The sequence below is a fragment of the Pigmentiphaga litoralis genome (genome assembly GCF_048632615.1).
In the GTDB taxonomy this organism is placed as follows: domain Bacteria; phylum Pseudomonadota; class Gammaproteobacteria; order Burkholderiales; family Burkholderiaceae_B; genus Pigmentiphaga; species Pigmentiphaga litoralis_B.
Genome location: NZ_CP184479.1, coordinates 994,220 through 1,012,669 on the forward strand (window position 1 = coordinate 994,220; position 18,450 = coordinate 1,012,669).

At 63.1% G+C, this 18,450-nt stretch carries 18 protein-coding genes, 3 tRNA genes and 1 pseudogene; 3 read left to right on the forward strand and 19 right to left on the reverse strand.

Going from position 1 to position 18,450, the window contains the following annotated elements; all coding sequences use genetic code 11:
* Positions 1–361: 361 nt before the first annotated feature.
* A tRNA-His gene (locus tag ACNANG_RS04550) sits at positions 362–437 on the reverse strand.
* Positions 438–756: 319 nt separating this feature from the next.
* Positions 757–960, reverse strand: coding sequence for a cold-shock protein (locus ACNANG_RS04555; protein ID WP_179590344.1), 204 nt, complete (start codon positions 958–960; stop codon positions 757–759).
* A gap of 545 nt (positions 961–1,505) precedes the next feature.
* On the opposite strand from ACNANG_RS04555, the gene ACNANG_RS04560 reads away from it, so the two are divergent.
* Complete coding sequence (locus ACNANG_RS04560; protein ID WP_420226175.1) at positions 1,506–1,781, forward strand: hypothetical protein; 276 nt, start codon at positions 1,506–1,508, stop codon at positions 1,779–1,781.
* A gap of 110 nt (positions 1,782–1,891) precedes the next feature.
* Here the strand turns inward: ACNANG_RS04560 and ACNANG_RS04565 are convergent, their stop codons facing one another.
* Entirely contained in the window at positions 1,892–2,158 is a 267-nt protein-coding gene (locus ACNANG_RS04565) for a hypothetical protein (RefSeq protein WP_420226176.1), read from the reverse strand.
* 294 nt (positions 2,159–2,452) lie between these two features.
* Here ACNANG_RS04565 and ACNANG_RS04570 point away from each other — a divergent pair, with 294 nt between their 5' ends.
* Positions 2,453–3,730 (forward strand): alpha/beta hydrolase family esterase, encoded by a 1,278-nt coding sequence (locus ACNANG_RS04570; RefSeq protein ID WP_420226177.1) that lies wholly within the window; start codon positions 2,453–2,455, stop codon positions 3,728–3,730.
* Here ACNANG_RS04570 and ACNANG_RS04575 read toward each other — a convergent pair.
* From ACNANG_RS04575 to ACNANG_RS04625, 11 genes are all read right to left on the reverse strand, one after another.
* Positions 3,718–3,794, reverse strand: a tRNA-Arg gene (locus tag ACNANG_RS04575). The genes ACNANG_RS04570 and ACNANG_RS04575 overlap by 13 nt on opposite strands.
* Before the next feature lie 48 nt (positions 3,795–3,842).
* A complete protein-coding gene (locus ACNANG_RS04580) occupies positions 3,843–4,418 on the reverse strand; it encodes a type 1 glutamine amidotransferase domain-containing protein (protein WP_420226178.1) in 576 nt (191 codons plus the stop codon).
* Positions 4,419–4,497: 79 nt separating this feature from the next.
* Entirely contained in the window at positions 4,498–5,571 is a 1,074-nt protein-coding gene (locus ACNANG_RS04585) for a DNA topoisomerase IB (RefSeq protein WP_420226179.1), read from the reverse strand.
* A 146-nt stretch (positions 5,572–5,717) separates the two neighbouring features.
* Positions 5,718–6,158 (reverse strand): cupin domain-containing protein, encoded by a 441-nt coding sequence (locus ACNANG_RS04590; RefSeq protein WP_420226180.1) that lies wholly within the window; start codon positions 6,156–6,158, stop codon positions 5,718–5,720.
* Positions 6,155–6,928 carry a cysteine hydrolase family protein gene (locus ACNANG_RS04595; RefSeq protein WP_420226181.1) on the reverse strand — a complete coding sequence of 258 codons (774 nt, stop codon included), beginning with the start codon at positions 6,926–6,928 and terminating at the stop codon, positions 6,155–6,157. The genes ACNANG_RS04590 and ACNANG_RS04595 overlap by 4 nt, the downstream gene beginning before the upstream one ends.
* The gene (locus ACNANG_RS04600) at positions 6,918–7,802 is read right to left on the reverse strand and encodes an ABC transporter ATP-binding protein (RefSeq protein WP_420226182.1); all 885 of its coding nucleotides are present in this window, start codon (positions 7,800–7,802) and stop codon (positions 6,918–6,920) included. The genes ACNANG_RS04595 and ACNANG_RS04600 overlap by 11 nt, the downstream gene beginning before the upstream one ends.
* Entirely contained in the window at positions 7,799–8,617 is an 819-nt protein-coding gene (locus ACNANG_RS04605) for a creatininase family protein (RefSeq protein ID WP_420226183.1), read from the reverse strand. The genes ACNANG_RS04600 and ACNANG_RS04605 overlap by 4 nt, the downstream gene beginning before the upstream one ends.
* Positions 8,618–8,619: 2 nt before the next feature.
* Positions 8,620–9,558, reverse strand: coding sequence for an ABC transporter permease (locus ACNANG_RS04610; protein WP_420226184.1), 939 nt, complete (start codon positions 9,556–9,558; stop codon positions 8,620–8,622).
* Positions 9,555–10,577, reverse strand: coding sequence for a Rieske 2Fe-2S domain-containing protein (locus tag ACNANG_RS04615; RefSeq protein ID WP_420226185.1), 1,023 nt, complete (start codon positions 10,575–10,577; stop codon positions 9,555–9,557). The genes ACNANG_RS04610 and ACNANG_RS04615 overlap by 4 nt, the downstream gene beginning before the upstream one ends.
* A 13-nt stretch (positions 10,578–10,590) precedes the next feature.
* A complete protein-coding gene (locus tag ACNANG_RS04620) occupies positions 10,591–11,562 on the reverse strand; it encodes an ABC transporter substrate-binding protein (RefSeq protein ID WP_420226186.1) in 972 nt (323 codons plus the stop codon).
* Positions 11,563–11,708: 146 nt separating this feature from the next.
* Positions 11,709–12,563 carry a LysR substrate-binding domain-containing protein gene (locus ACNANG_RS04625; protein WP_420226187.1) on the reverse strand — a complete coding sequence of 285 codons (855 nt, stop codon included), beginning with the start codon at positions 12,561–12,563 and terminating at the stop codon, positions 11,709–11,711.
* Between the two features lie 300 nt (positions 12,564–12,863).
* Here ACNANG_RS04625 and ACNANG_RS04630 point away from each other — a divergent pair, with 300 nt between their 5' ends.
* Positions 12,864–14,012, forward strand: a complete 1,149-nt coding sequence (locus tag ACNANG_RS04630; RefSeq protein ID WP_420226188.1) for a hypothetical protein — start codon at positions 12,864–12,866, stop codon at positions 14,010–14,012.
* A 25-nt stretch (positions 14,013–14,037) separates the two neighbouring features.
* Here the strand turns inward: ACNANG_RS04630 and ACNANG_RS04635 are convergent, their stop codons facing one another.
* The 5 genes and pseudogenes from ACNANG_RS04635 to pstC form a co-directional block, all read right to left on the reverse strand.
* The gene (locus tag ACNANG_RS04635) at positions 14,038–15,138 is read right to left on the reverse strand and encodes an acyltransferase family protein (protein WP_420226189.1); all 1,101 of its coding nucleotides are present in this window, start codon (positions 15,136–15,138) and stop codon (positions 14,038–14,040) included.
* Positions 15,139–15,369: 231 nt separating this feature from the next.
* Positions 15,370–15,446: transfer RNA gene (locus ACNANG_RS04640), tRNA-Pro, on the reverse strand.
* Between the two features lie 179 nt (positions 15,447–15,625).
* The gene (gene pstB, locus ACNANG_RS04645; protein WP_420226190.1) at positions 15,626–16,396 is read right to left on the reverse strand and encodes a phosphate ABC transporter ATP-binding protein PstB; all 771 of its coding nucleotides are present in this window, start codon (positions 16,394–16,396) and stop codon (positions 15,626–15,628) included.
* 60 nt (positions 16,397–16,456) lie between these two features.
* On the reverse strand, positions 16,457–17,320 hold the full coding sequence (gene pstA, locus ACNANG_RS04650) for a phosphate ABC transporter permease PstA (protein ID WP_420226191.1): 864 nt from the start codon (positions 17,318–17,320) through the stop codon (positions 16,457–16,459).
* A gap of 6 nt (positions 17,321–17,326) precedes the next feature.
* Positions 17,327–18,345: pseudogene (gene pstC / locus ACNANG_RS04655) on the reverse strand (phosphate ABC transporter permease subunit PstC).
* Between the last annotated feature and the right edge of the window lie 105 nt (positions 18,346–18,450).

Here is an 18,450-nt window from a genome sequence, read left to right on the forward strand (position 1 = left end):
CAAGATCCATACCTGTCGCACCGCGTTGGAACGCTGCAGTGCAGCGCATTCGCGCCCCCGAAACCGGAATGGAATCGTCAGCGCGAGGCGCCAACGGAAGTCCCCGTCAACGCAGGCGCCATCTTAACCACTTCGATCATTGCGTGCAGGCGCGCCATCGCCATTTTGCAGTTGCGGCAACCATCGGACACAACCGCAACGTGCGCGCGTCGCACGGCCTTGCACCCGGTATCAAGCAGGGATATCGCCGCGGCGGTAATTACCTTCGCCTGAAATTATGACGCGCGCGACACGCGCAGCGTGAAGGCATCTGCGGCAAGCGCCACGACGAAGCAGGAGAAAAACAAGGGGAAGGAAGGGGTGGGGTGACTGATGGGGCTCGAACCCACGACAACCGGAATCACAATCCGGGACTCTACCGACTGAGCTACAGTCACCACCGAAAAAACAGACTACCAAGTTGAACCTGCCGGTTCAGCCTGACTTCACGTGCTTCCCGAATGGGCTGCAGCAGCGAAGAACGACATTCTAGCCAACTTTCATGCGCTTGGCAAAGCGGACGTGAAATTCGGCGCGGCAAGGGCAAAATCAGGCAGCCGCGATCACGATACCCGCCCTGCTTGCTCCCGTCACGCCAGCGACCACTGACGTCCACAATGACAAAAAGCCCCCGAAGGAGCTTTTTGGACCGACGACTGGTAGAGCAACCGGACCTTGCGGACCAGCGCCGACAGCGCAGGGCTGACGACTACAAGCTTACAGCGGGCGGATCTTGGAGGCTTGCGGGCCCTTGGGACCTTGGGTGGCCTCGAAGCTCACCTTTTGGTTTTCCAGCAGCGTCTTGCGACCTTCTGCTTGGATTTCCGAAAAGTGGGCGAAAAGGTCTTTGCCGCCGTCATCGGGCATGATGAACCCGAAACCTTTGTCGTCGTTGAACCATTTAACGATGCCTGTGGCCATGCTGTACTTCCTTGAAGTTTAGGTGAGCAAATGCTCGGAACCGCAAGAAGAAATCAAGGAAGGGCAATAGGCCAACTGAAGTACCGTTAAAGGCAACCACACTGAACAAAACCGCGTCACTTGAAAATCTTGCCAATCGACTATGGGGCTAGGAGGCCTTGCCGTCAACAGGTTTGCGTTTGCGTACCGCTACTGTACAACAATGTCCAAGAAAAACATCAAGCGCTTTTCGCTTTTTTTAAGTAGTCGCCACAAGTGGTATTTGAGACGAATCCAAGTGCTTGATTTTGCAGGACTTATCCCAAGGATGGCACCAAAACGTTCGTGTTTTCCCTAGCCATGGGCAATTAAACGCACAGAATTTACGCAAGGCTGCCGCAATTTACCGATTGGCTGTCTGGGCAGATGCGCGACGCTGAAGATAATGCACTGGGTGAGCAGTCCCGGCACATCATTTGCTGCAAGGAAAACCGTGGCAAACGCCACGTCCCTTCGGGCTTTCCAAACCATACCCTAGGGAAAATCCTAGCATTTGGAGACGATAAATGAAGCAGACCTCTGACCAGCAACGCAACCAAGGCCAAAACGCCCAGAGCGCGGCCAATCCATCGAACCAGCAACAGCCGCAACAGCAAGCCAACACGGGTTCCCAGCACGGCCAGCAGTCCGGCGCAGCGCGCCAGGGCGAGCAAGGCAGACAGGGCAACCAGGCCAATCAGGACGCATCGCGTCGCAATGACCAGCAGGACCAGCAGAATCAGCGGTCCCAGCAGGCCGGCAACAACCAGCAGGGTGGCGCACGCCAACCTAACGAACGATAGTCCGTTCGTTTGACTGAAGGTATAAGGGCGGGCCGATGCATATCGGCCCGCCCTTTTGCTATCTGCCGACCCTGACGGCAGGAGCAGCGATTCTTGTCAAAGCCGCGCGTTCAGGCGCGCTCTGTCTCGTGCTTCAGGCCATCGATGAATTTGCGTGCGGCACGTTCCGCGTGGCGATGCGCCTCGAATTCGGTGCCAAAGACCTGGTCTTCGCCAATGTGCGATTCCGGCAGGATGTCTTCGTAGGCGGCATCCGGGTCTTGCGACACGCTGGCCGAGCCTTCGAACAGCACCGAGACCGAACTGTGCGGGTTGACTGGCCGGGCTACGGTCTTGATGAAATATCCTTTATAGGTTTCGCCTGCGCCATGCGACATGATTCACTCCTTTCAAACGCGGCATGCGATTGGCGGACCGGAGTGGAGCGCCAGAATCGCAGGCCGTGGGCGGTGATCGGTCACCGCCTGGGGGACGACACCCCCGGATGATGGGAACGGCCCGATCGTGCCACGCAGATCGTGCACCGCCCATCAAGACAAATCCTTACGCCTTTGGTCCGGTCGTGGCGGCGACGGGCCATGGTGTCCGTTGGTCACCGCAGCGCACCATTTGCCGTGGGATGGCAGACAATGGAGGTCACGCCGCCCTGGCGCCGATCTACGGAATCTTCCATGGCCAGAAAAAGCCGCTCACTGACACGACTGATGCTCGACGCCGCCACGGGCATCGCGCGGCTGCAACGTCGTGCCTTGAAGCTTGCTACGACCACGGCGACACAGACAGCAGCCGCCCATGCCAAAACGCTGAAAACCGCCACGTCCAAGTCCACCGCCGCCAAGGCCGGTACCGGGGCCGTACCCGCCTCTCCACGCAAACGCCGCGTGGGTGGCCCGGTAGCTGGCGCTACGAAGGCGGGCAGTGCTGCGCTCACTCAGGGCGCGCTGTCGGCCTCGCCCCTGCAGCGCAGCGTGCGGCGGGGAGTGCCTGCCGTCGCCTCGGCCGCAACAGGTAGCTGGGTGGCGGGCGCATTCTCCACGCCGCCCATGCAGGGCGAACTGATCGGGCGTCTGGACTATTTCGTCTACCTGCCATCCAGCCGTCCCGCAGCGGGCCTTCCGCTCATCGTCATGCTCCACGGCTGCAGCCAGAGCGCAAGCGATCTTGCGGCAGGAACCCGCATGAACCGGCTTGCCGAGCGCGAGGGCTTTGCCGTGCTCTATCCCCAGCAATCGCGCGGGGCCCAATCCCATCGGTGCTGGCGCTGGTTCCAGCCTGAAGCCGGTGTGGGTGCGGCGGAAGCGGACGCCATTGCCAACCTTGCAGACAGCGTAACTCAGCAATACCGACTGGATCCTGAACGGCGCTACGTGGCGGGCATGTCGGCGGGGGCCGGGATGGCGGCCCTGGTCGCCTTGCGCCATGCGCATCGATTTGCCGCGGTGGCCATGCATTCGGGCGCGGTCATTGGCGCGGCAAGCAGCACGTCGGCGGGGTTGAGCACCATGCGGCGCGGAACATTGCGCGACCCGTTGACCCTGCTGGCCGGGGTGCTGGGGGCGAATACCCGTCGGGGACGCCTGCAAGACGACGCTGCCCTGCCGGCGCTGATCCTGCAAGGCATGCGGGATCCCGTCGTGGCGCCACGCAATGCGGAACAGCTGACGAAACAGTTCCTGCACGTGAACGGGATGGACAACGAGACGCCGCTGACGACCGAGCTTGCCGTAGCGACGCCCGATGCGTATCGGCGCCTGGACTACCGGCGGGGCAGCAAGACGGTGGTGCGGGTGTGCGAAATCGCGCAGCTGGATCACGCGTGGGCCGGTGGAGACCCTGCGCATCGCTTTCATGCAAAGCGGGGGCCGGATGCGTCGGCGCTGCTGTGGCGGTTTTTCAGATCGCACCGCCGCGAAGGCGCGACGGCGGAACGAAGCGGTGGCCTGCCCTGAGGGAATCGAACCCCCGACCCACAGCTTAGAAGGCTGTTGCTCTATCCAACTGAGCTAAGGGCAGATCTGCGGAAGGCCGGAATTGTATCGTATCCCCCGGGCAGGCAACCGATCAGGTGGGCATGCCTGCTGCCGGAATCTGCGCCTGACTGGCGCCCAGCGCTTCGATCAGCTTGGCATTGAAGGCCGGCAGATCGTCCGGTTTGCGGCTGCTGATGAGGTTGCCATCGAGCACGACTTCTTCGTCCATCCAGTCGCCACCCGCATTGCGGATGTCGTCCTGCAACGATGGCCAGCTGGTCATGTTCTTTCCGTCCACCAGCCCAGCCGACACCAGCAGCCAGGCGCCGTGGCAGATCACGGCGATCGGCTTGCCTTGTTCATGGATGTCCTGCACGAAGCGCTGCGCGCCGGCTTCGCTGCGGATCGTGTCCGAATTGAACACGCCGCCGGGCAGCACCACGGCGGCGAATTGATCGGGGTCCGCGTCGTCGAAGGTCATGTCGACCGGGAAACTATCGGCCTTCACATCGTGATTCATGCCGGTCACCTGACCGGCTTCCTTGGATATGACGACCACCTTGGCGCCGGCGGCTTCCAGCGCCTGGCGTGGGCTGGTCATCTCGACCTGTTCGAAGTTGTCCATGACCAGAACGGCGACGCTAATACCTTCCAGGGACGATCCCATATGGTTCTCCTTGCCGTTGGCAATGCTATTGATGAGTGACGCAGCTCAACAATCGCAACTTCCATGCCCAACGGCTCCGTCAGCTTTCCGCGCTGCTACTTTCCAGGAAATGCAAAAGCCGCCGCTCATCCATGCTCAGGCCCCGAGGACTGGCAAGCTTGGGCGGCGCAGGCAGATCGCCTCGCAAATAGGCATCGATAATGGCCGGATGGATGTAGCAGGACCGGCACACCGCCGGGGTATTGCCCAGGCGCTTGGCGACGTCCTTGATGACGGCCACGACCACCTTGCGGGCATCGTCGGCGCTGGTGAAGGGAATGCGCTGCAAGGCTGCCAGTGCGATGACCGAGCCGCCCCAGGTCCGGAAGTGCTTGGCCGTGAACTCCCCCTTGCCGACTTCACGCAGGTAGGCGTTGACGGTTCCGGAGTCGATGTGGCGGATGGCGCCGTCGTTATCCCGGTAGTGGAACAGGTCGTGACCTGGGATCTCCATGCACCGTTTGACGATATTGGCGATTCGGCGGTCGGTGAGGGTGACGTCGTGCTCCACACCGCTCTTGCCGCGAAATTTGAAGCGGATGCGTCCGCCCTGCACCGACGCATGCTGCCTGCGCATGGTGGTCAGTCCGTACGAACGATTCACCTTGGCATAGCGGCTGGTGCCGATGCGGATCAGGGTCGTCTCGAGCAGGCGCACCACGACGGCCATGACCTTTTCCTGCGACAGGCCGCTGGCCGCCAGATTGGCATCGACGTGCTTGCGGATACGCGGCAGGGCGTGCCCGAATTCCGACAGCTGTTCGTACTTGTTGGCGTCTCGCACCTCGTGCCAGCGCGGATGATAGCGATACTGTTTGCGGCCGCGCGCGTCCCGCCCGGTTGCCTGGATATGGCCATCGGGGTCCGGGCAAATCCATACGTTCGTATAGGCCGGCGGAATCACCAGCGCGTTGATCCGTTTGACCTCGGCCTGGTCGGTAATGCGACGGCCACTGGGATCGAAATACTGGAAGTGCTTGCGGACGATCTTGCGCGAGATGCCCGGCAGCCGGTCATCGACGTACGTCAACCCGCCAACCTGGCAGTGCAGGGCCGCGTCGGCGGGGATCTCAGCAATCTCGTGCTGACTCGGGATCGGGTGCAGGTCATCCATGCCAACCCCCTATGCACGCTTCATGCCAAGGGGCACTGCCTGATGGGCCACCCGCCGCACGGCGCCATGGACGTGAAAAAACTGCGCGGCTCCGGCAAAAACTGCGCAAGGCGCCGCTCAGTGCACGGGCGCCTGGCCGTCGTGCGTCAGGCCAGGTGTCGCAGCCCGCCCAAGACGCGCAGATCGTCTTCCTGGAGCCTGACCGGAATGCCGGACCGGATCAGCGCCGCGAAATCCTCGTCGGGCACCATGACCGTCAGGCAATACAGCTTGCCCGCGCCCACGTTTTCGATGGCGTGGGCGGTACCTGGCTTGATCATCAAGGCGTCGCCCTTGGCGATGCGGGTGCATTCGCCGTTGGCATAGGCGTCGCCCTCCCCTTCCAGCACGAAAAACATTTCGTGGGCACGCAGGTGGCCGTTGGGCGGCGTGCGGCCACCGGGTTCGAAGATTTCGACCACGGCGACCAGGTCGCAGTCTTCTCCCTCCCGGTCGAACACCAGGGCAAAGTAGTTGGTGTCCCCGCTCGAGATGCGGAAGGCCGGGCAGGCCCCCATGGACTTCTTGATGGCTGCTGGCACGTTCATGCTGACATCCCTTGCAGCAAGGCGGTGGACTCGGCGACGAAGCCGAAACATTGATTGACGTTGTAGCGCGTGGCTTCGGCACAGAAGGCGGGCGACGTCGTGGCCGAGCAGTCGTCGAGCAACACGCAGTCGTAGCCTAGAAAGTTGGCGTCCTGCAGCGTGCACAGCACGCACTGGTCGACATTGACGCCCGCGAACAGCAAGGTCGTCACGCCCAGGTTGCGCAGGATCGAATCGAGCGGCGTATCCCAGAAGCCGCTCATGCGGTACTTGGCGACCTCGATATCGCCGGACTGGGGCGTCATCTCATCCACCACGGCCGCGGCCCACGACCCCGCCTCCAGCACCGGCGCCCCGTTGGACGGCAAGGGATCACCCAGACCGACGCCCTCGCCTGCCGGCTTGTAGACGTGCAGCAGCGACGGGCTCAGGTTCAGCTTGTCAGGACGGTTACCCCAATTGACCCACACCACGGGCACGTCGGCCTGGCGCAAGGCAGGCAACAGCCTGGCCAGCGGCGCGATCGGCGCGCGTGCCGGCGCGACATCCACGCCGATCGACGCAAGCCAACCGTCCGGATGGCAGAAGTCGTTCTGCATGTCGATGACCACGATCGCCGTGCGGCGCAGGTCAATGGTCAGCGCTTGCGGCGTGGCGGCGAAGGCGACCGGTTGCGGCGCGGCGGGCGTCCGCACCAGATTGGCCGACTCACGCGAGACCTGCCACTGATTGCGCGGCGATGAACCCAACGGAAAAGACTTAGCCGGCATGCGAAAGATCCGAAGCAAGCGTCGATGCGGGCGCGGCGCCATGCATGGCCAGGTCCAGCATGTCGGACACCGCGCGGCAATGCGCGATGTATTCAGGCGTGAGCCGGAAGTCATTGGTGCGCGGGTACGGCGTGTCCACGGCCAATTCGCCGATCATGCGGCCCGGCCGGGCGGCCAGCACCACGATGCGATTGGACAGGTAGACGCTTTCGTAGATGCTGTGCGTGACGAAGACCACGGTACATTGCGCGCGCTGCCAGATGTCGAGCAGATCGTTGTTGAGCTTCGACCGCGTGATCTCATCCAGTGCCGCAAAGGGTTCGTCCATCAACAGCAGCTTGGGCTGGGTGACGAGCGCGCGGGCGATCGACACACGCATCTTCATGCCACCCGACAGCTCGCGCGGATGCGAATTGGCAAAGGCGAGCAAGCCCACCATGTCGAGCGTGTCGTTGACACGATCCACGACTTCGGCGCGTGGAATGTCTTTGAGCATCAGCGGCAGATAGACGTTGTCGAACACCGTGGCCCAGGGCATCAGGGTCGGTTCCTGGAACACGAAGCCGATCTCGCGGATGGGCTTGCCGCGCGCGTCGTAACGGGCGGTGGGCCAGTCGATTTCGCCGCGGCTGTGTTCGCCCAGGCCGGCAATCATCCGCAGCGCCGTGGATTTGCCGCAGCCCGACGGGCCCAGCAGGCTGATGAATTCGTTGGCCCGGATGTCCAGATTCAGGTTCTGCACGGCCAGCGTGCCGTTGGCGTAGACCTTGTCGACGCCGCGCAGACGCACCAGCGGCTTGGTCGATACGGGAACATGCGGGGCATGCGGGGCCGCGGTAGTCACGGCGGCCAGGGTCGGGACGACGGAAATCATGCGCGGGACCTCATGCGATCCAGGGGATAACGATGGACTTCCTGCAGCAGCGTCGCGAAACCGCGCGCCGCGTGATCCAGGCTCTGATTGCCGCGCTCGGGATCGGCGTCGAGCGCGTTGCCGCAGGCGCCGGCCGGATGCAGGTCCTGCGTCTGCCAGCCGAAGCCTACGCGGCCTTCGGCATTCAGGTACCGATATTCCTGCGCCAGCTCGATGCCGAGCGGCTTGAAGTTCTGCGCCTTGTCCAGGCGCACCAGGTCGGGACGCAGCGCCAGCATCATGGACGTCTCGCTGGACCCGCCATGAATGCCATAGGTCTTTTCGTCGGGCGGATACTGATCGGGCACCGAACCGAAGCTCCAGGTCGCCGCCGTCACCACGAACATGTCCAGCCGCACGCGCAGATCGCGCGCCACGATGTCCATGACCTGCGGCTGGCCGCCATGCGAGTTGAACAGCACCAGCTTGCGGATGCCGGCGCGATACACGCTTTCGGCAATGTCGGTCCAGAGCTGGATCAGGGTCTCGGCACGCAAGGTCAGCGTGCCGGGAAAGGCCTGGTGTTCATTCGACTTGCCGATGGTCTGGGCCGGCAGGAACGTGACGGGCAGATCGTCGGGCAGGAGCTTGAGCGTGCGTTCGACCACGCCGGCATTGATGCAGGCGTCCACGAATACCGGCAGATGCGGGCCGTGCTGCTCGATCGCGGCCACGGGCAGCACCGCGACGGTGTCGGGGGTCAGCGCCGCGAATTCCTCGGTCGTCATGTCAACCCACTGGCGGCGGGGAAAACCGGACTTGATGACAGCGGACATGCTCAATTCTCCTGTTTGGTTTCGCTTTCATGCCAGCGATGCAGCAGCACCCACTGGATGAAGGCCGTCGCATACCAGATGCCGATGCCGAACACCGACAGCATCAACAAGGCGGCGAACATACGCGGGATATTCAGCAGATTCCCGCTTTCGACGATCGTCCACGCCAGGCCGGTGGCCGTGCCGCTGCCTGCCATGAACTCGGCCACGACCGCGCCGATCACCGACAGCCCGGCCGAGATGCGCACGCCCGCCAGGATGTAGGGCAAAGCCGACGGCAGCTGCAAATAGCGGAAACGCTTCCAGCGCGACGCGCCATACAGCTCGAACACATTGCGCAGGCCGTGGTCGACCGACTTCAGGCCGATGGCCGTATTCGACAGGATCGGGAAGAAGGCAACGATCCACGCCAGCAGCAGCAACGCAAGCCACAGGCGGTCCAGCCCCACCCAGATGATGATGAGCGGCGCGATGGCGATCGACGGCGTGACCTGCAGCACCACCGCGTAGGGCCAGAACGCAAGTTCCAGCGAACGGCTCTGCGTCAGCAGCACCCCCACGGCCAGGCCGCTGACAAGGGCCAGGAAAAAGGCGCTGAGCGTGATCGCGGCCGTGAAGCGCAGCGCGCGCAGCAGCGTCACGTGATCGGCGATCAAGGTCTGCAGGATCAGCGACGGCGATGGCAGCACGAACTTGGGAATGTTGTTGATCGTGACGAGCCATTCCCACAGCAGCAGGAAGGCAACGCCCGTGATCAGCGGCAGCAGGATGTTGGGCGCGCGGGTGCGCCATTTGGACGGGGCCTTGATGACCGCGCCGCCAGGCGCGGCGGGCAAGGCCGTGGCGGGCGATGCCGCCGCAGCGGCGCCGGCGGCTACCGACGCGGGCGGTGCGACGCCACGCACGGCGGCGCCGGGCAGGCTGTTGGCAGGTGTGCTCATGCAAAGGCTCGCTGTTCGGTTTCCCCATGCTCGCGCAGCAGTTGCGACAGCATGCGGCGCATGATCAGACCGGGACGGTCCGAGGGCATGTGCAGTTCTTCGCCGTCCTGGGTGGACAGCGGCACATCGGCTTCGCAGCTTTCAAGGATCAGTTGGTCTTCCAGCGTGACGGCGCGGTCGAAGGCGACGACGTCGGCCGATGCCACATCCGCTTCGGTGTCATTGCGATAGACCCACTGCACCACCATGGTGTTGCCATCGTCCATTGGCGTCGCACAGGTGATCAGCACGTGCTGCAGGCCGTGCGGGTAGCGAATGGCGGTGCGGCGCGCGAAGGGCATGTACCAGGTCGAATGGGTGTGGCGCACCGTGCGGCCATCGGCGGTCACGACCGCCTTCTGCGCCGTGTCGCCGCGCACCACGACGGGCGAGTCGTAGGCCGAATCGAATCCGAAGTCGCTGACGTCGACCTCGCGCGCGCCCACCTCGGGCTGGGCCACATCGCCAAAGGTTTCGCGGTGCACGTAGGCCACATGCGCCGAATCGAAGGAGTTTTCCATCAGCCGCAGCGCGCCGATCTTCCAGGGTTCGTAGAACTCGGGCACCTGCCGAAAGCCCGGCAGCGCGGCTTCGGGAATCTCGGGAATGCCGGTCAGCGGGTCATCGAGCGCGACCCACACATAGCCGTACTTTTCTTCGGCCCGGAACGCCTTCACGCAATGTTTCGCCGAGATGGGTTCATCGGGCCGCTGGGGAATGCGGACGCAGGCGCCTGCCGTGTCGAACGTCCAGCCGTGATAGCCGCAAACGATGTTGTCGTTTTCAACGAAACCCAAGGACAGCTTGGCGGTGCGGTGGCAACACCGGTCCTGCAGGCAGGCGATCTTGCCCTCGGCGGTTTTCCACAGCACGATCTTTTCGCCCAGCAGCGTGAATCCCTGTTGCCCTTCATCGAGCAAGGACATGGGCATCACCGCGTACCAGAAACGGCGCAGCACGGCTTGTTTCGTCACGATCATGGCAGGCTCCGTCTTACTTGGCGTTCACGAACTGCAGGGTGTACGCGCTCTTGTAGTCCAGCGTCTTCGAGATCAGGCCTGCGGACGCCAGCATGTCGAAGTGCGATTTCCAGCGCGCGTCGGTCATGGTGCCGATGCCGCCCTTGGCCGTATCGGCGGTCTCGACAATGCCGGCCGACTTCATCGTGCGGATGGAATAGGCGATCAGTTCGTCCGAGTTCTCGGGGTTGTTCTGCTTGATCAGCGCGACGGCCGGCTTGGGATCGACAAAGAACTCTTCCCAGCCCTTGCGCGTGGACGACACGAAGCACTGCACCAGCTGCGGCTTTTCGTCGATCAGCTTCTTGCTGGCGATCACGACCGAGCTGTAGGCCTCGTAGCCATAGTCGGCCAGCAGGAAGGGCTTGGGCGTCTTGCCGGATTCAGCCTGGACGCGGAATGGCTCGTTGGTCAGCAGGCCCTGCTGAATGCCGGTGGGATCGAGCAGCCATGGGGCGAGCTGGCCGGTATAGGCGCGCAACTGGGCATCGGTAAAACCGAACTTGTTGCGCAGGAAGGGCCAGAAACTGGTGCGCGACGAGGCCGACAACATGACGGGTTTGCCGCGCATGTCTTCCATCTTTTCGATGCCATTGCCGGCATGCGTCATCAGGATCTGGGGGCTTTTCTGGAACGAGGACATCACAGCCTTGGCCGCGAAGCCGGCTTCATTCACCTGGAAGGCGGTGTCGCTGAACGAGGCCATCATCATGTCGACCGCGCCGGCCACGAACAGCTGCTTGCCGTCGATGGCAGGACCGCCCTGGCGGATGTTCAGGTCAATGCCACAGGCTTGGTAGTAGCCCTTGGCCAGCGCTTGATAGTAGCCACCGTGTTCGGCCTGGGCTTTCCAGCTGGTCAGGAAGGTGAGCTTTTCTGCGGCGTGTGCGTTTGCTGCAGTCAACAGCGTGGCAATCGCCACGGGCCACCAACGACGTATAGACATTGCCTTTCCCCAAAGTGGTGCACACCGACATGGTGCGCTTCCCGATGTCAAACCGGCTCGATAGGCCGATGAAGCAGTCTATTCGGCATCCGGGGAAGGCGGCAGCCTCGCGGCCACCATACAGTACATAACGCAAGTGGTATGAGTCAGGCCTCGGCAGCAACGGCCGGGGTGAGCATGCCGCGATCGCCATGCGCAGGATCCACCACCAGTTCGCGCACGGCGTCGCTGACCTGCTGGCGCAGCCAGCGGTTCGAATCGCTGGCGTGATTGCGTTCGTGCCAAAGCTGGTAGAAGCGCATGGGAGGGAATTCACGGGGCGCCGGCACGATGGTGACCGGCAGGAGCTTGGCGTAATGCTCGGCAAACACACGACCGGTGGTGAACACCAGGTCGGTGGACAGCAGCACATAGGGCGCCAGATTGAATTCGGGCACGGTGGCCGAGATCACGCGGCGGTAGCCGACCTTGGCCAGTTCGCCGTCCACTGGCCCCATCTCGCGCAGCGAACTGGGCTGCGGCGCCAGATGCTGCATGTTCAGGTAGCGCGCCAGCGACAGGCGCGATTCGCCCGCCAGCGGGTGACCGGAGCGCATCATGCATACCACCTCGTCGGTGTACAGGCGGCCGATGCGCAGATCTTCGCGCGGATTGGGACTGTTGTTGATCACCAGGTCCAGTTCGCCCTCTTCCAGTGCGCGCGCGACGTCAAACGCGGGATCGATCAGGCGCAGCTTGGCGCGAATCCGGCGCCCCGCACTGGTCAACCGCGCAATGATCTGCGGCAGCAGCAAGGTCGGGATGCAGTCGGCGCAGGCAATCCGGAATTCCTTGTCGGACAGGTCTGGGGCGAAATTGGTGCCGACCTCGATCCGCGCAACCTGCGCCAGGATCTCCTGCAGCGGTTCGCGCATGGCTACCGCGCGTTCGGTCAGCACCATGCGGATGCCGCTGCGCACCAGCAGCGGATCCCCCGTGACTTTGCGCAGGCGGACCAGCATCCGGCTGATGGCGGGCTGCGCCTGCCCCGTTTTTCGGCCACTTTGGTCACGCTGCAATGCTGCAGGAGAAGACTCAGCACCGTCAGGTGATGGATGTCCAGTGACTGTAGATCGGCGCGCATGGCTGCCCCTAGATGAGCGTGGCGGTGACATGGCATTGTATCGGCAGTGCGCCGCCGCCTCCCTTTTGCCATTTGCGCAAAGATGAGCACTGTTCGGTGAGATTTGTGTGCTGGCAAATCGCGCGCAACTTGACTACAACCTCATACATGGCGATCGCCGAACAGCGGGGAGCAGGGCATGACGGATATCAAGGGCGGTTCAGTCCAGGTGGACGGCGGCATTCTGTTGCTGGCCGCAAGCCCTGAAGCGCGCGCCGCGGCCGAACACGACGTGATGGACTGGCTGCGGGTGCACGGGCTGGAAGAGGTGGCCGACCTGCGGGCGGAGCCGGACGGCGAACGGCCGGGTGTGCGCCTGACATTGCGGCCGGACCTGTTCGAGGCCTGGACACCCGACCACGACACCACGCGTTTGCACGACGAACTGGGACTCGACACCGCAACCCGTCCGCAGGACCTGGAAACCGAGGTGGTCGTGGCCATGCTGGCGTCGCCCGTCCCCTTCGTGTTTCCGCACGTGCCCGAACTGCTGTCGTCGATCCGCATTCGCCGTTACATCGTCGAGGCCGCGCGGCAGGCGGTGCTGGCGTTCGACACCGTCGACGCCGAACGGCCCATGGACTGGTGGGATTACAGCGACGAGCGAGGCTTTACGGTCAAACCGGGCAAGCCGCTGCGTGAAGCCCTGCAGAAGGCCACGCAGCCGGACCATGGCGAACGCAAGTGGTCATTTTCCTGTTATCGCGCGACCGAATACGTCACCCTGATGGGGCTGGCGCGCGAACTGGCCGTCTGCAACCCGGCCTTGGCGGACGACCTGCAACGGCAATGGGAAACCCGTGCGATCGTGTCCGGCGAATTCCACGAGGTCTTCCTGCGCGAATACGGCAGCATGGACGCCCCGCTACCCTTGAAATTCTATGTGCCCGGCGACCGGCTCTGGTTCCGCAATCCGGATCCGCATTCCTCCGACGTGGAAGGCTATGAAGGATCCTGGATCTTTTATCTCGGCAACGGCCTGTTCAACAATTTCTGGACGCCGACCAAAGTGTTCTCCTTGCAGCGAAAGTGCCTGGAAATCTATCACTGGCGGGATGCGACCTACCGCAAGCCGGATGGGTCCCTGGCGGTGAACGATGACATCGTGGACGCACGTGTGCGCGAGACAATGGCCGATCCGCAGGCCGTCGAGCGCATCTATTCGATGATGCTGAAACTGCGTGAGCCGCAGGGGGTGTACAAGGAAGGCGGCTGCATCGACGCGACACGGGAATGCCTGCGGTGGGTGCATCCGGGGGTGAGCGAGGTGACCTTGCCCGGCCGGTAGGCGGCGTGCCGGGTACGCCGCCACGCTACCAGCCCAGCCTCCACGCGGCCAGCCCCACGGCAAAGAACAGGCCGACCACGCCGCCCTGCCCCCACGCGCTGAAACGCCGCCCTTCGACCAGCCTGAAGAACACGGCGCCCGCCGCAATGCTGCAGAAGAACGCCAGCACCAGGCCCACCGCGTTGACGACGGGCGTGGCAGGAAGAAAGCGCGCAACCGCCGCATTGATCACCAGGCACACCGGAAAGTGCACCAGGAAGATCGAAAACGAAATGCGGCCCAGCCAGGACACGATGTCAGGCATCTGCCAACGCGTCAGCCCACCCGACAGCCGCGCCCAGCCCAGCAGGCCGGCCACGACCGCCGCCACGACGATCCGCGATCGGAAATCCACCAGCAGTGCCGCCATGACGCACGCCAGCATCAGCGCCAACCACACCAGCGGCCGTTTGACACCCGGTTCCGTCGCCCAGAACACCAGCGCACCCAGGCCGTAATAAGCCAGGTAATACAGGCCGGTTTCGTCCCACAGATCGTCGCGGTTGAACGCGATCAACGACGCCCACGTCAACCCGGCGATCGCCACGATTCCCATGCCTGGGATGCCGGTTCGCGCGGTGATCGCCAGCATCAACGCCATCATGGTGAACAACTGGAAGTCCACGGCCAGATACCAGACCCCCGCCGACAAAGCCTCCTGGTCGACCAGGTCCTGCAGGAAAAATACGTGGGCGAACAACTGCCATGGATTGGGCACCGCCGAAATGGAGTCGTGCGACATCCAGCGCCGCGCGATGGCATTGCAGACAATCGCCAGGGTCAGGGCGGCCGCGAGCGGGACGACCAGACGCAGATAGCGCTTGCCTATGGCGCGCCAAGGCGCGGGCGCCCCCAACCGTGGCCCCAGCTGCATCGCGCACAAAAACCCTGCCACCACCAGAAAAGCCTGCACCGCCATCCGTCCGTAGGCATAGAGCCAGTCGAACAAGGGATGCGACAGCGGATAGGCCACGTCGGACATCGGCCCATAAAAAGCCAGGTGGTGCGCCACGATCGCCAGGCAGCCGGCCGCCTTGATGGCGTCCATCAGGGGCAGGCGGTGTAGGGACGTCGCAGGGCGCGTCATGGCAGGCTGGGTCAGCAGAAGGCTTTGCAACGCATGGGCGGGATATCGCCGAGATAGTACTCAGCCGTGCTACCGCTGTCGTGTAGATTCTGTGTGGCAGAAGCACGCCGTTGCGCCGCGGGCACCCCGTCTTGGCCACCCTGTCAGAAGCACCAAGGTCTGCCATTCACACAGACATGCCGTCCAGACGAACAAAAGCCCGTCGACCTTGCGGAAGACGGGCTTTCAAATTGGTCGGAGTACAAGGATTCGAACCTTGGACCCTCTGCTCCCAAAGCAGATGCGCTACCGGGCTGCGCTACACTCCGAAGTACTTTGCGTTTGCCGTATTGAGTTCGGCGGGACGCTTTTGCACTGCCCTTTCAGGCAGAACGAAACTATAGCACCGCTGCAGCTTCAAAAGCAAGTCGCAGGCGGACGGAAGCACACCCAGGCAAGCGACGAGTTGCTGCGCAGCCTTGCCGTCGCTTCCCGCCGCACACCACGCTTAGCCGAACCGGCCCGTAATGTAGTCTTCGGTCGCCTTCTTGGTCGGCTTGATGAACACCTGGTCGGTCACGCCGAATTCGATCAGTTCGCCCAGGTACATATAGGCGGTGTAGTCCGAGCAACGGGCCGCCTGCTGCATGTTGTGCGTCACGATGACGACGGTATAGTCGTCCTTCAGTTCGGCGATCAGTTCTTCGATCTTGGCGGTCGAGATGGGGTCCAGCGCCGAACACGGCTCGTCCAGCAGCAACACCTGCGGCTTGATGGCGATGCCGCGGGCGATGCACAGACGTTGCTGCTGGCCGCCCGACAGGCTGTGGCCGCTCTGGTTCAGCTTGTTCTTGGCCTCTTCCCACAGCGCGGCCTTGGTCAGGGCCCATTCGACGCGCTCGTCCATCTCGCCCTTGCTCAGGTTTTCGAACAGGCGCACACCAAAGGCAATGTTTTCGTAGATGCTCATCGGGAACGGCGTGGGCTTCTGGAACACCATGCCAACCTTGGCGCGGATCAACGAGATGTCCATCTTGGACGTCAGCAGGTTTTCGCCGTCCATATTGATCTCGCCCTCGGCCCGCTGTTCGGGATACAGCTCGAACATACGGTTGAACGTGCGCAGCAGCGTCGATTTGCCGCAGCCCGACGGTCCGATGAATGCCGTGACCTTCTTTTCCGGAATGGTCATGTTCACGTTGCGCAGGGCGTGGAACTTGCCATAGTAGAAGTTCAGGTTCTTGACTTCGAGCTTGGCAGGCGAGGCGTGGATATCCATGGCGGGTCCGTTACGAGGGGTCTGGATCGAAGATGTCGAGTGAATGGCGGGCATGGGCGATCAGGCGGCCTGTTTGCGGAACATGACGCGGGCCGCGATGTTGATCGCCAGCACCAGGAGCGTGATCAGCGTTGCACCGGCCCAGGCCAGGCGTTGCCAGTCGGCGAACGGGCTCATCGCGAACTGGAAGATCGTGACGGGCAGGTTCGACATGGGGCCATTCATGTTCATCGACATGAACTGGTTGTTCAGCGCGGTGAACAGCAGCGGCGCCGTCTCACCGGAAATGCGGGCCACGGCCAGCAGGATGCCGGTCACGATGCCCGAGCGGGCGGCGCGGTAGCAGACCATGGTGATCATCTTCCACTGCGGGCAGCCCAGCGCCGCGCAGGCTTCGCGCAGGCTGTTCGGCACCAGCTTGAGCATGTCGTCGGTGGTGCGCACCACGACCGGGATCACGATCACGGCCAGGGCCAGCGAGCCCGCCCAACCCGAAAAGTGGCGGACCTGGGCGACATACACGGTGTAGATGAACAGCCCGATCACGATCGACGGCGCCGACAGCAGCACGTCGTTGATGAAGCGCGTCGCGGGCGCCAGCCAGCCGCGCTGCCCGAATTCGGCCAGGTAGGTGCCGGCCAGGATGCCGATCGGCGTGCCGATCAGGGTGCCCACGCCGGCCATCATGACGCTGCCGACGATGGCGTTCATCAGGCCGCCGTTCTGTCCGGGCGGCGGGGTGATTTCGGTGAACAGCGTAAAGGCCATCGCGCTGGCGCCCTTGGTGAGCAGCGTCAGGATGATCCAGAACAGCCAGAACAGGCCGAACATCAGGGCCGCTGCCGAGAGCGCCAGCATGACCTTGTTGGTAACGCTCCGGCGACGGTACACCGGGTTTTGCATGTTGATGATGGTCGGGATCATGGTCGCTTAGCTCTTGATGCCTTCGCTCTTCGACAGGCGCAGCAGCATGAGCCTGGAGAAGGTCAGCACGATGGTCGTGATGAGGAACAAAATCAAACCGAGTTCGATCAAGGCGGACAGGTGCACGTCGTCGGACGCTTCGGCGAACTCGTTGGCGAGCGACGAGGCGATCGAGTTGCCCGGTGCGAACACCGAGGTCGACAGCCGGTATGCGTTGCCGATCACGAAGGTGACGGCCATGGTTTCGCCCAGGGCGCGTCCCAGGCCGAGCATGATGCCACCGACCACGCCTACTTTCGTGAAGGGCAGGACCACCCGCGACACCACTTCCCAGGTCGTGGCGCCCAGGCCGTACGCCGATTCTTTCAGCAGCGCCGGAACCAGTTCGAACACGTCGCGCATCACGGCGGTAATGAAAGGGATGATCATGACAGCCAGGATGATGCCGGCGGTGAACACGCCGATACCGAAGGCCGGACCCTGGAACAGGATGCCCGCTCCGGGGATGTTGCCCAGCGTGTTGATCAAGGTCGGCTGTACATACGTCTGGAATAGCGGGGCAAAGATGAACAGGCCCCACATGCCGTAGATGATGGAAGGGATCGCGGCGAGCATTTCGATCGCGGTGCCCAGGGGCGGCGCAACCAGGTCGGCGACAGTTCCGTCAGGAACATGGCGATGCCGAAGGACACCGGCACGGCGATGATCAGCGCGATGAACGAGGTCAGCAGCGTGCCGATGATGGGCACCAGGGCCCCGTACTCGTTGTTGACCGGGTCCCACTCGGACGAGGTCAGGAAGTTCAGGCCGTATTTGGACAGCGTGATCTGGCTGCCGAACACAAGGGATACGAGGATGGCGGCCAAGAGGCTCAGGACCAGAAAGGCCGCGAGCCGGGTGACGTTCTTGAACAGCGCATCCATCAACGCGTTGTTGCTTTTCTTCATCGGGGGCGTGTTCCCGGTAGTTACTGGGACCGAGTTTCCTCGGCGTACGCCGGGCATGTTATCAAGGACCGCGCTCATCGGTGCTTCCCGTCAAGGGTATGAGATGCCGGAACGGCCGCCCAAAGGAGATGAATAGGGACGAATTCTGGGTACTGCGGGGGTGAAACGACGTACAGGCGGGAC

Coding starts and splice junctions, on each gene's coding strand:
- ACNANG_RS04555 (WP_179590344.1), bottom strand. CDS start 960: ATGGCCACAGGCATCGTTAAATGGTTCAACGACGACAAAGGTTTCGGG.
- ACNANG_RS04560 (WP_420226175.1), top strand. CDS start 1,506: ATGAAGCAGACCTCTGACCAGCAACGCAACCAAGGCCAAAACGCCCAG.
- ACNANG_RS04565 (WP_420226176.1), bottom strand. CDS start 2,158: ATGTCGCATGGCGCAGGCGAAACCTATAAAGGATATTTCATCAAGACC.
- ACNANG_RS04570 (WP_420226177.1), top strand. CDS start 2,453: ATGGCCAGAAAAAGCCGCTCACTGACACGACTGATGCTCGACGCCGCC.
- ACNANG_RS04580 (WP_420226178.1), bottom strand. CDS start 4,418: ATGGGATCGTCCCTGGAAGGTATTAGCGTCGCCGTTCTGGTCATGGAC.
- ACNANG_RS04585 (WP_420226179.1), bottom strand. CDS start 5,571: ATGGATGACCTGCACCCGATCCCGAGTCAGCACGAGATTGCTGAGATC.
- ACNANG_RS04590 (WP_420226180.1), bottom strand. CDS start 6,158: ATGAACGTGCCAGCAGCCATCAAGAAGTCCATGGGGGCCTGCCCGGCC.
- ACNANG_RS04595 (WP_420226181.1), bottom strand. CDS start 6,928: ATGCCGGCTAAGTCTTTTCCGTTGGGTTCATCGCCGCGCAATCAGTGG.
- ACNANG_RS04600 (WP_420226182.1), bottom strand. CDS start 7,802: ATGATTTCCGTCGTCCCGACCCTGGCCGCCGTGACTACCGCGGCCCCG.
- ACNANG_RS04605 (WP_420226183.1), bottom strand. CDS start 8,617: ATGTCCGCTGTCATCAAGTCCGGTTTTCCCCGCCGCCAGTGGGTTGAC.
- ACNANG_RS04610 (WP_420226184.1), bottom strand. CDS start 9,558: ATGAGCACACCTGCCAACAGCCTGCCCGGCGCCGCCGTGCGTGGCGTC.
- ACNANG_RS04615 (WP_420226185.1), bottom strand. CDS start 10,577: ATGATCGTGACGAAACAAGCCGTGCTGCGCCGTTTCTGGTACGCGGTG.
- ACNANG_RS04620 (WP_420226186.1), bottom strand. CDS start 11,562: ATGTCTATACGTCGTTGGTGGCCCGTGGCGATTGCCACGCTGTTGACT.
- ACNANG_RS04625 (WP_420226187.1), bottom strand. CDS start 12,563: ATGCTGGTCCGCCTGCGCAAAGTCACGGGGGATCCGCTGCTGGTGCGC.
- ACNANG_RS04630 (WP_420226188.1), top strand. CDS start 12,864: ATGACGGATATCAAGGGCGGTTCAGTCCAGGTGGACGGCGGCATTCTG.
- ACNANG_RS04635 (WP_420226189.1), bottom strand. CDS start 15,138: ATGACGCGCCCTGCGACGTCCCTACACCGCCTGCCCCTGATGGACGCC.
- pstB (WP_420226190.1), bottom strand. CDS start 16,396: ATGGATATCCACGCCTCGCCTGCCAAGCTCGAAGTCAAGAACCTGAAC.
- pstA (WP_420226191.1), bottom strand. CDS start 17,320: ATGATCCCGACCATCATCAACATGCAAAACCCGGTGTACCGTCGCCGG.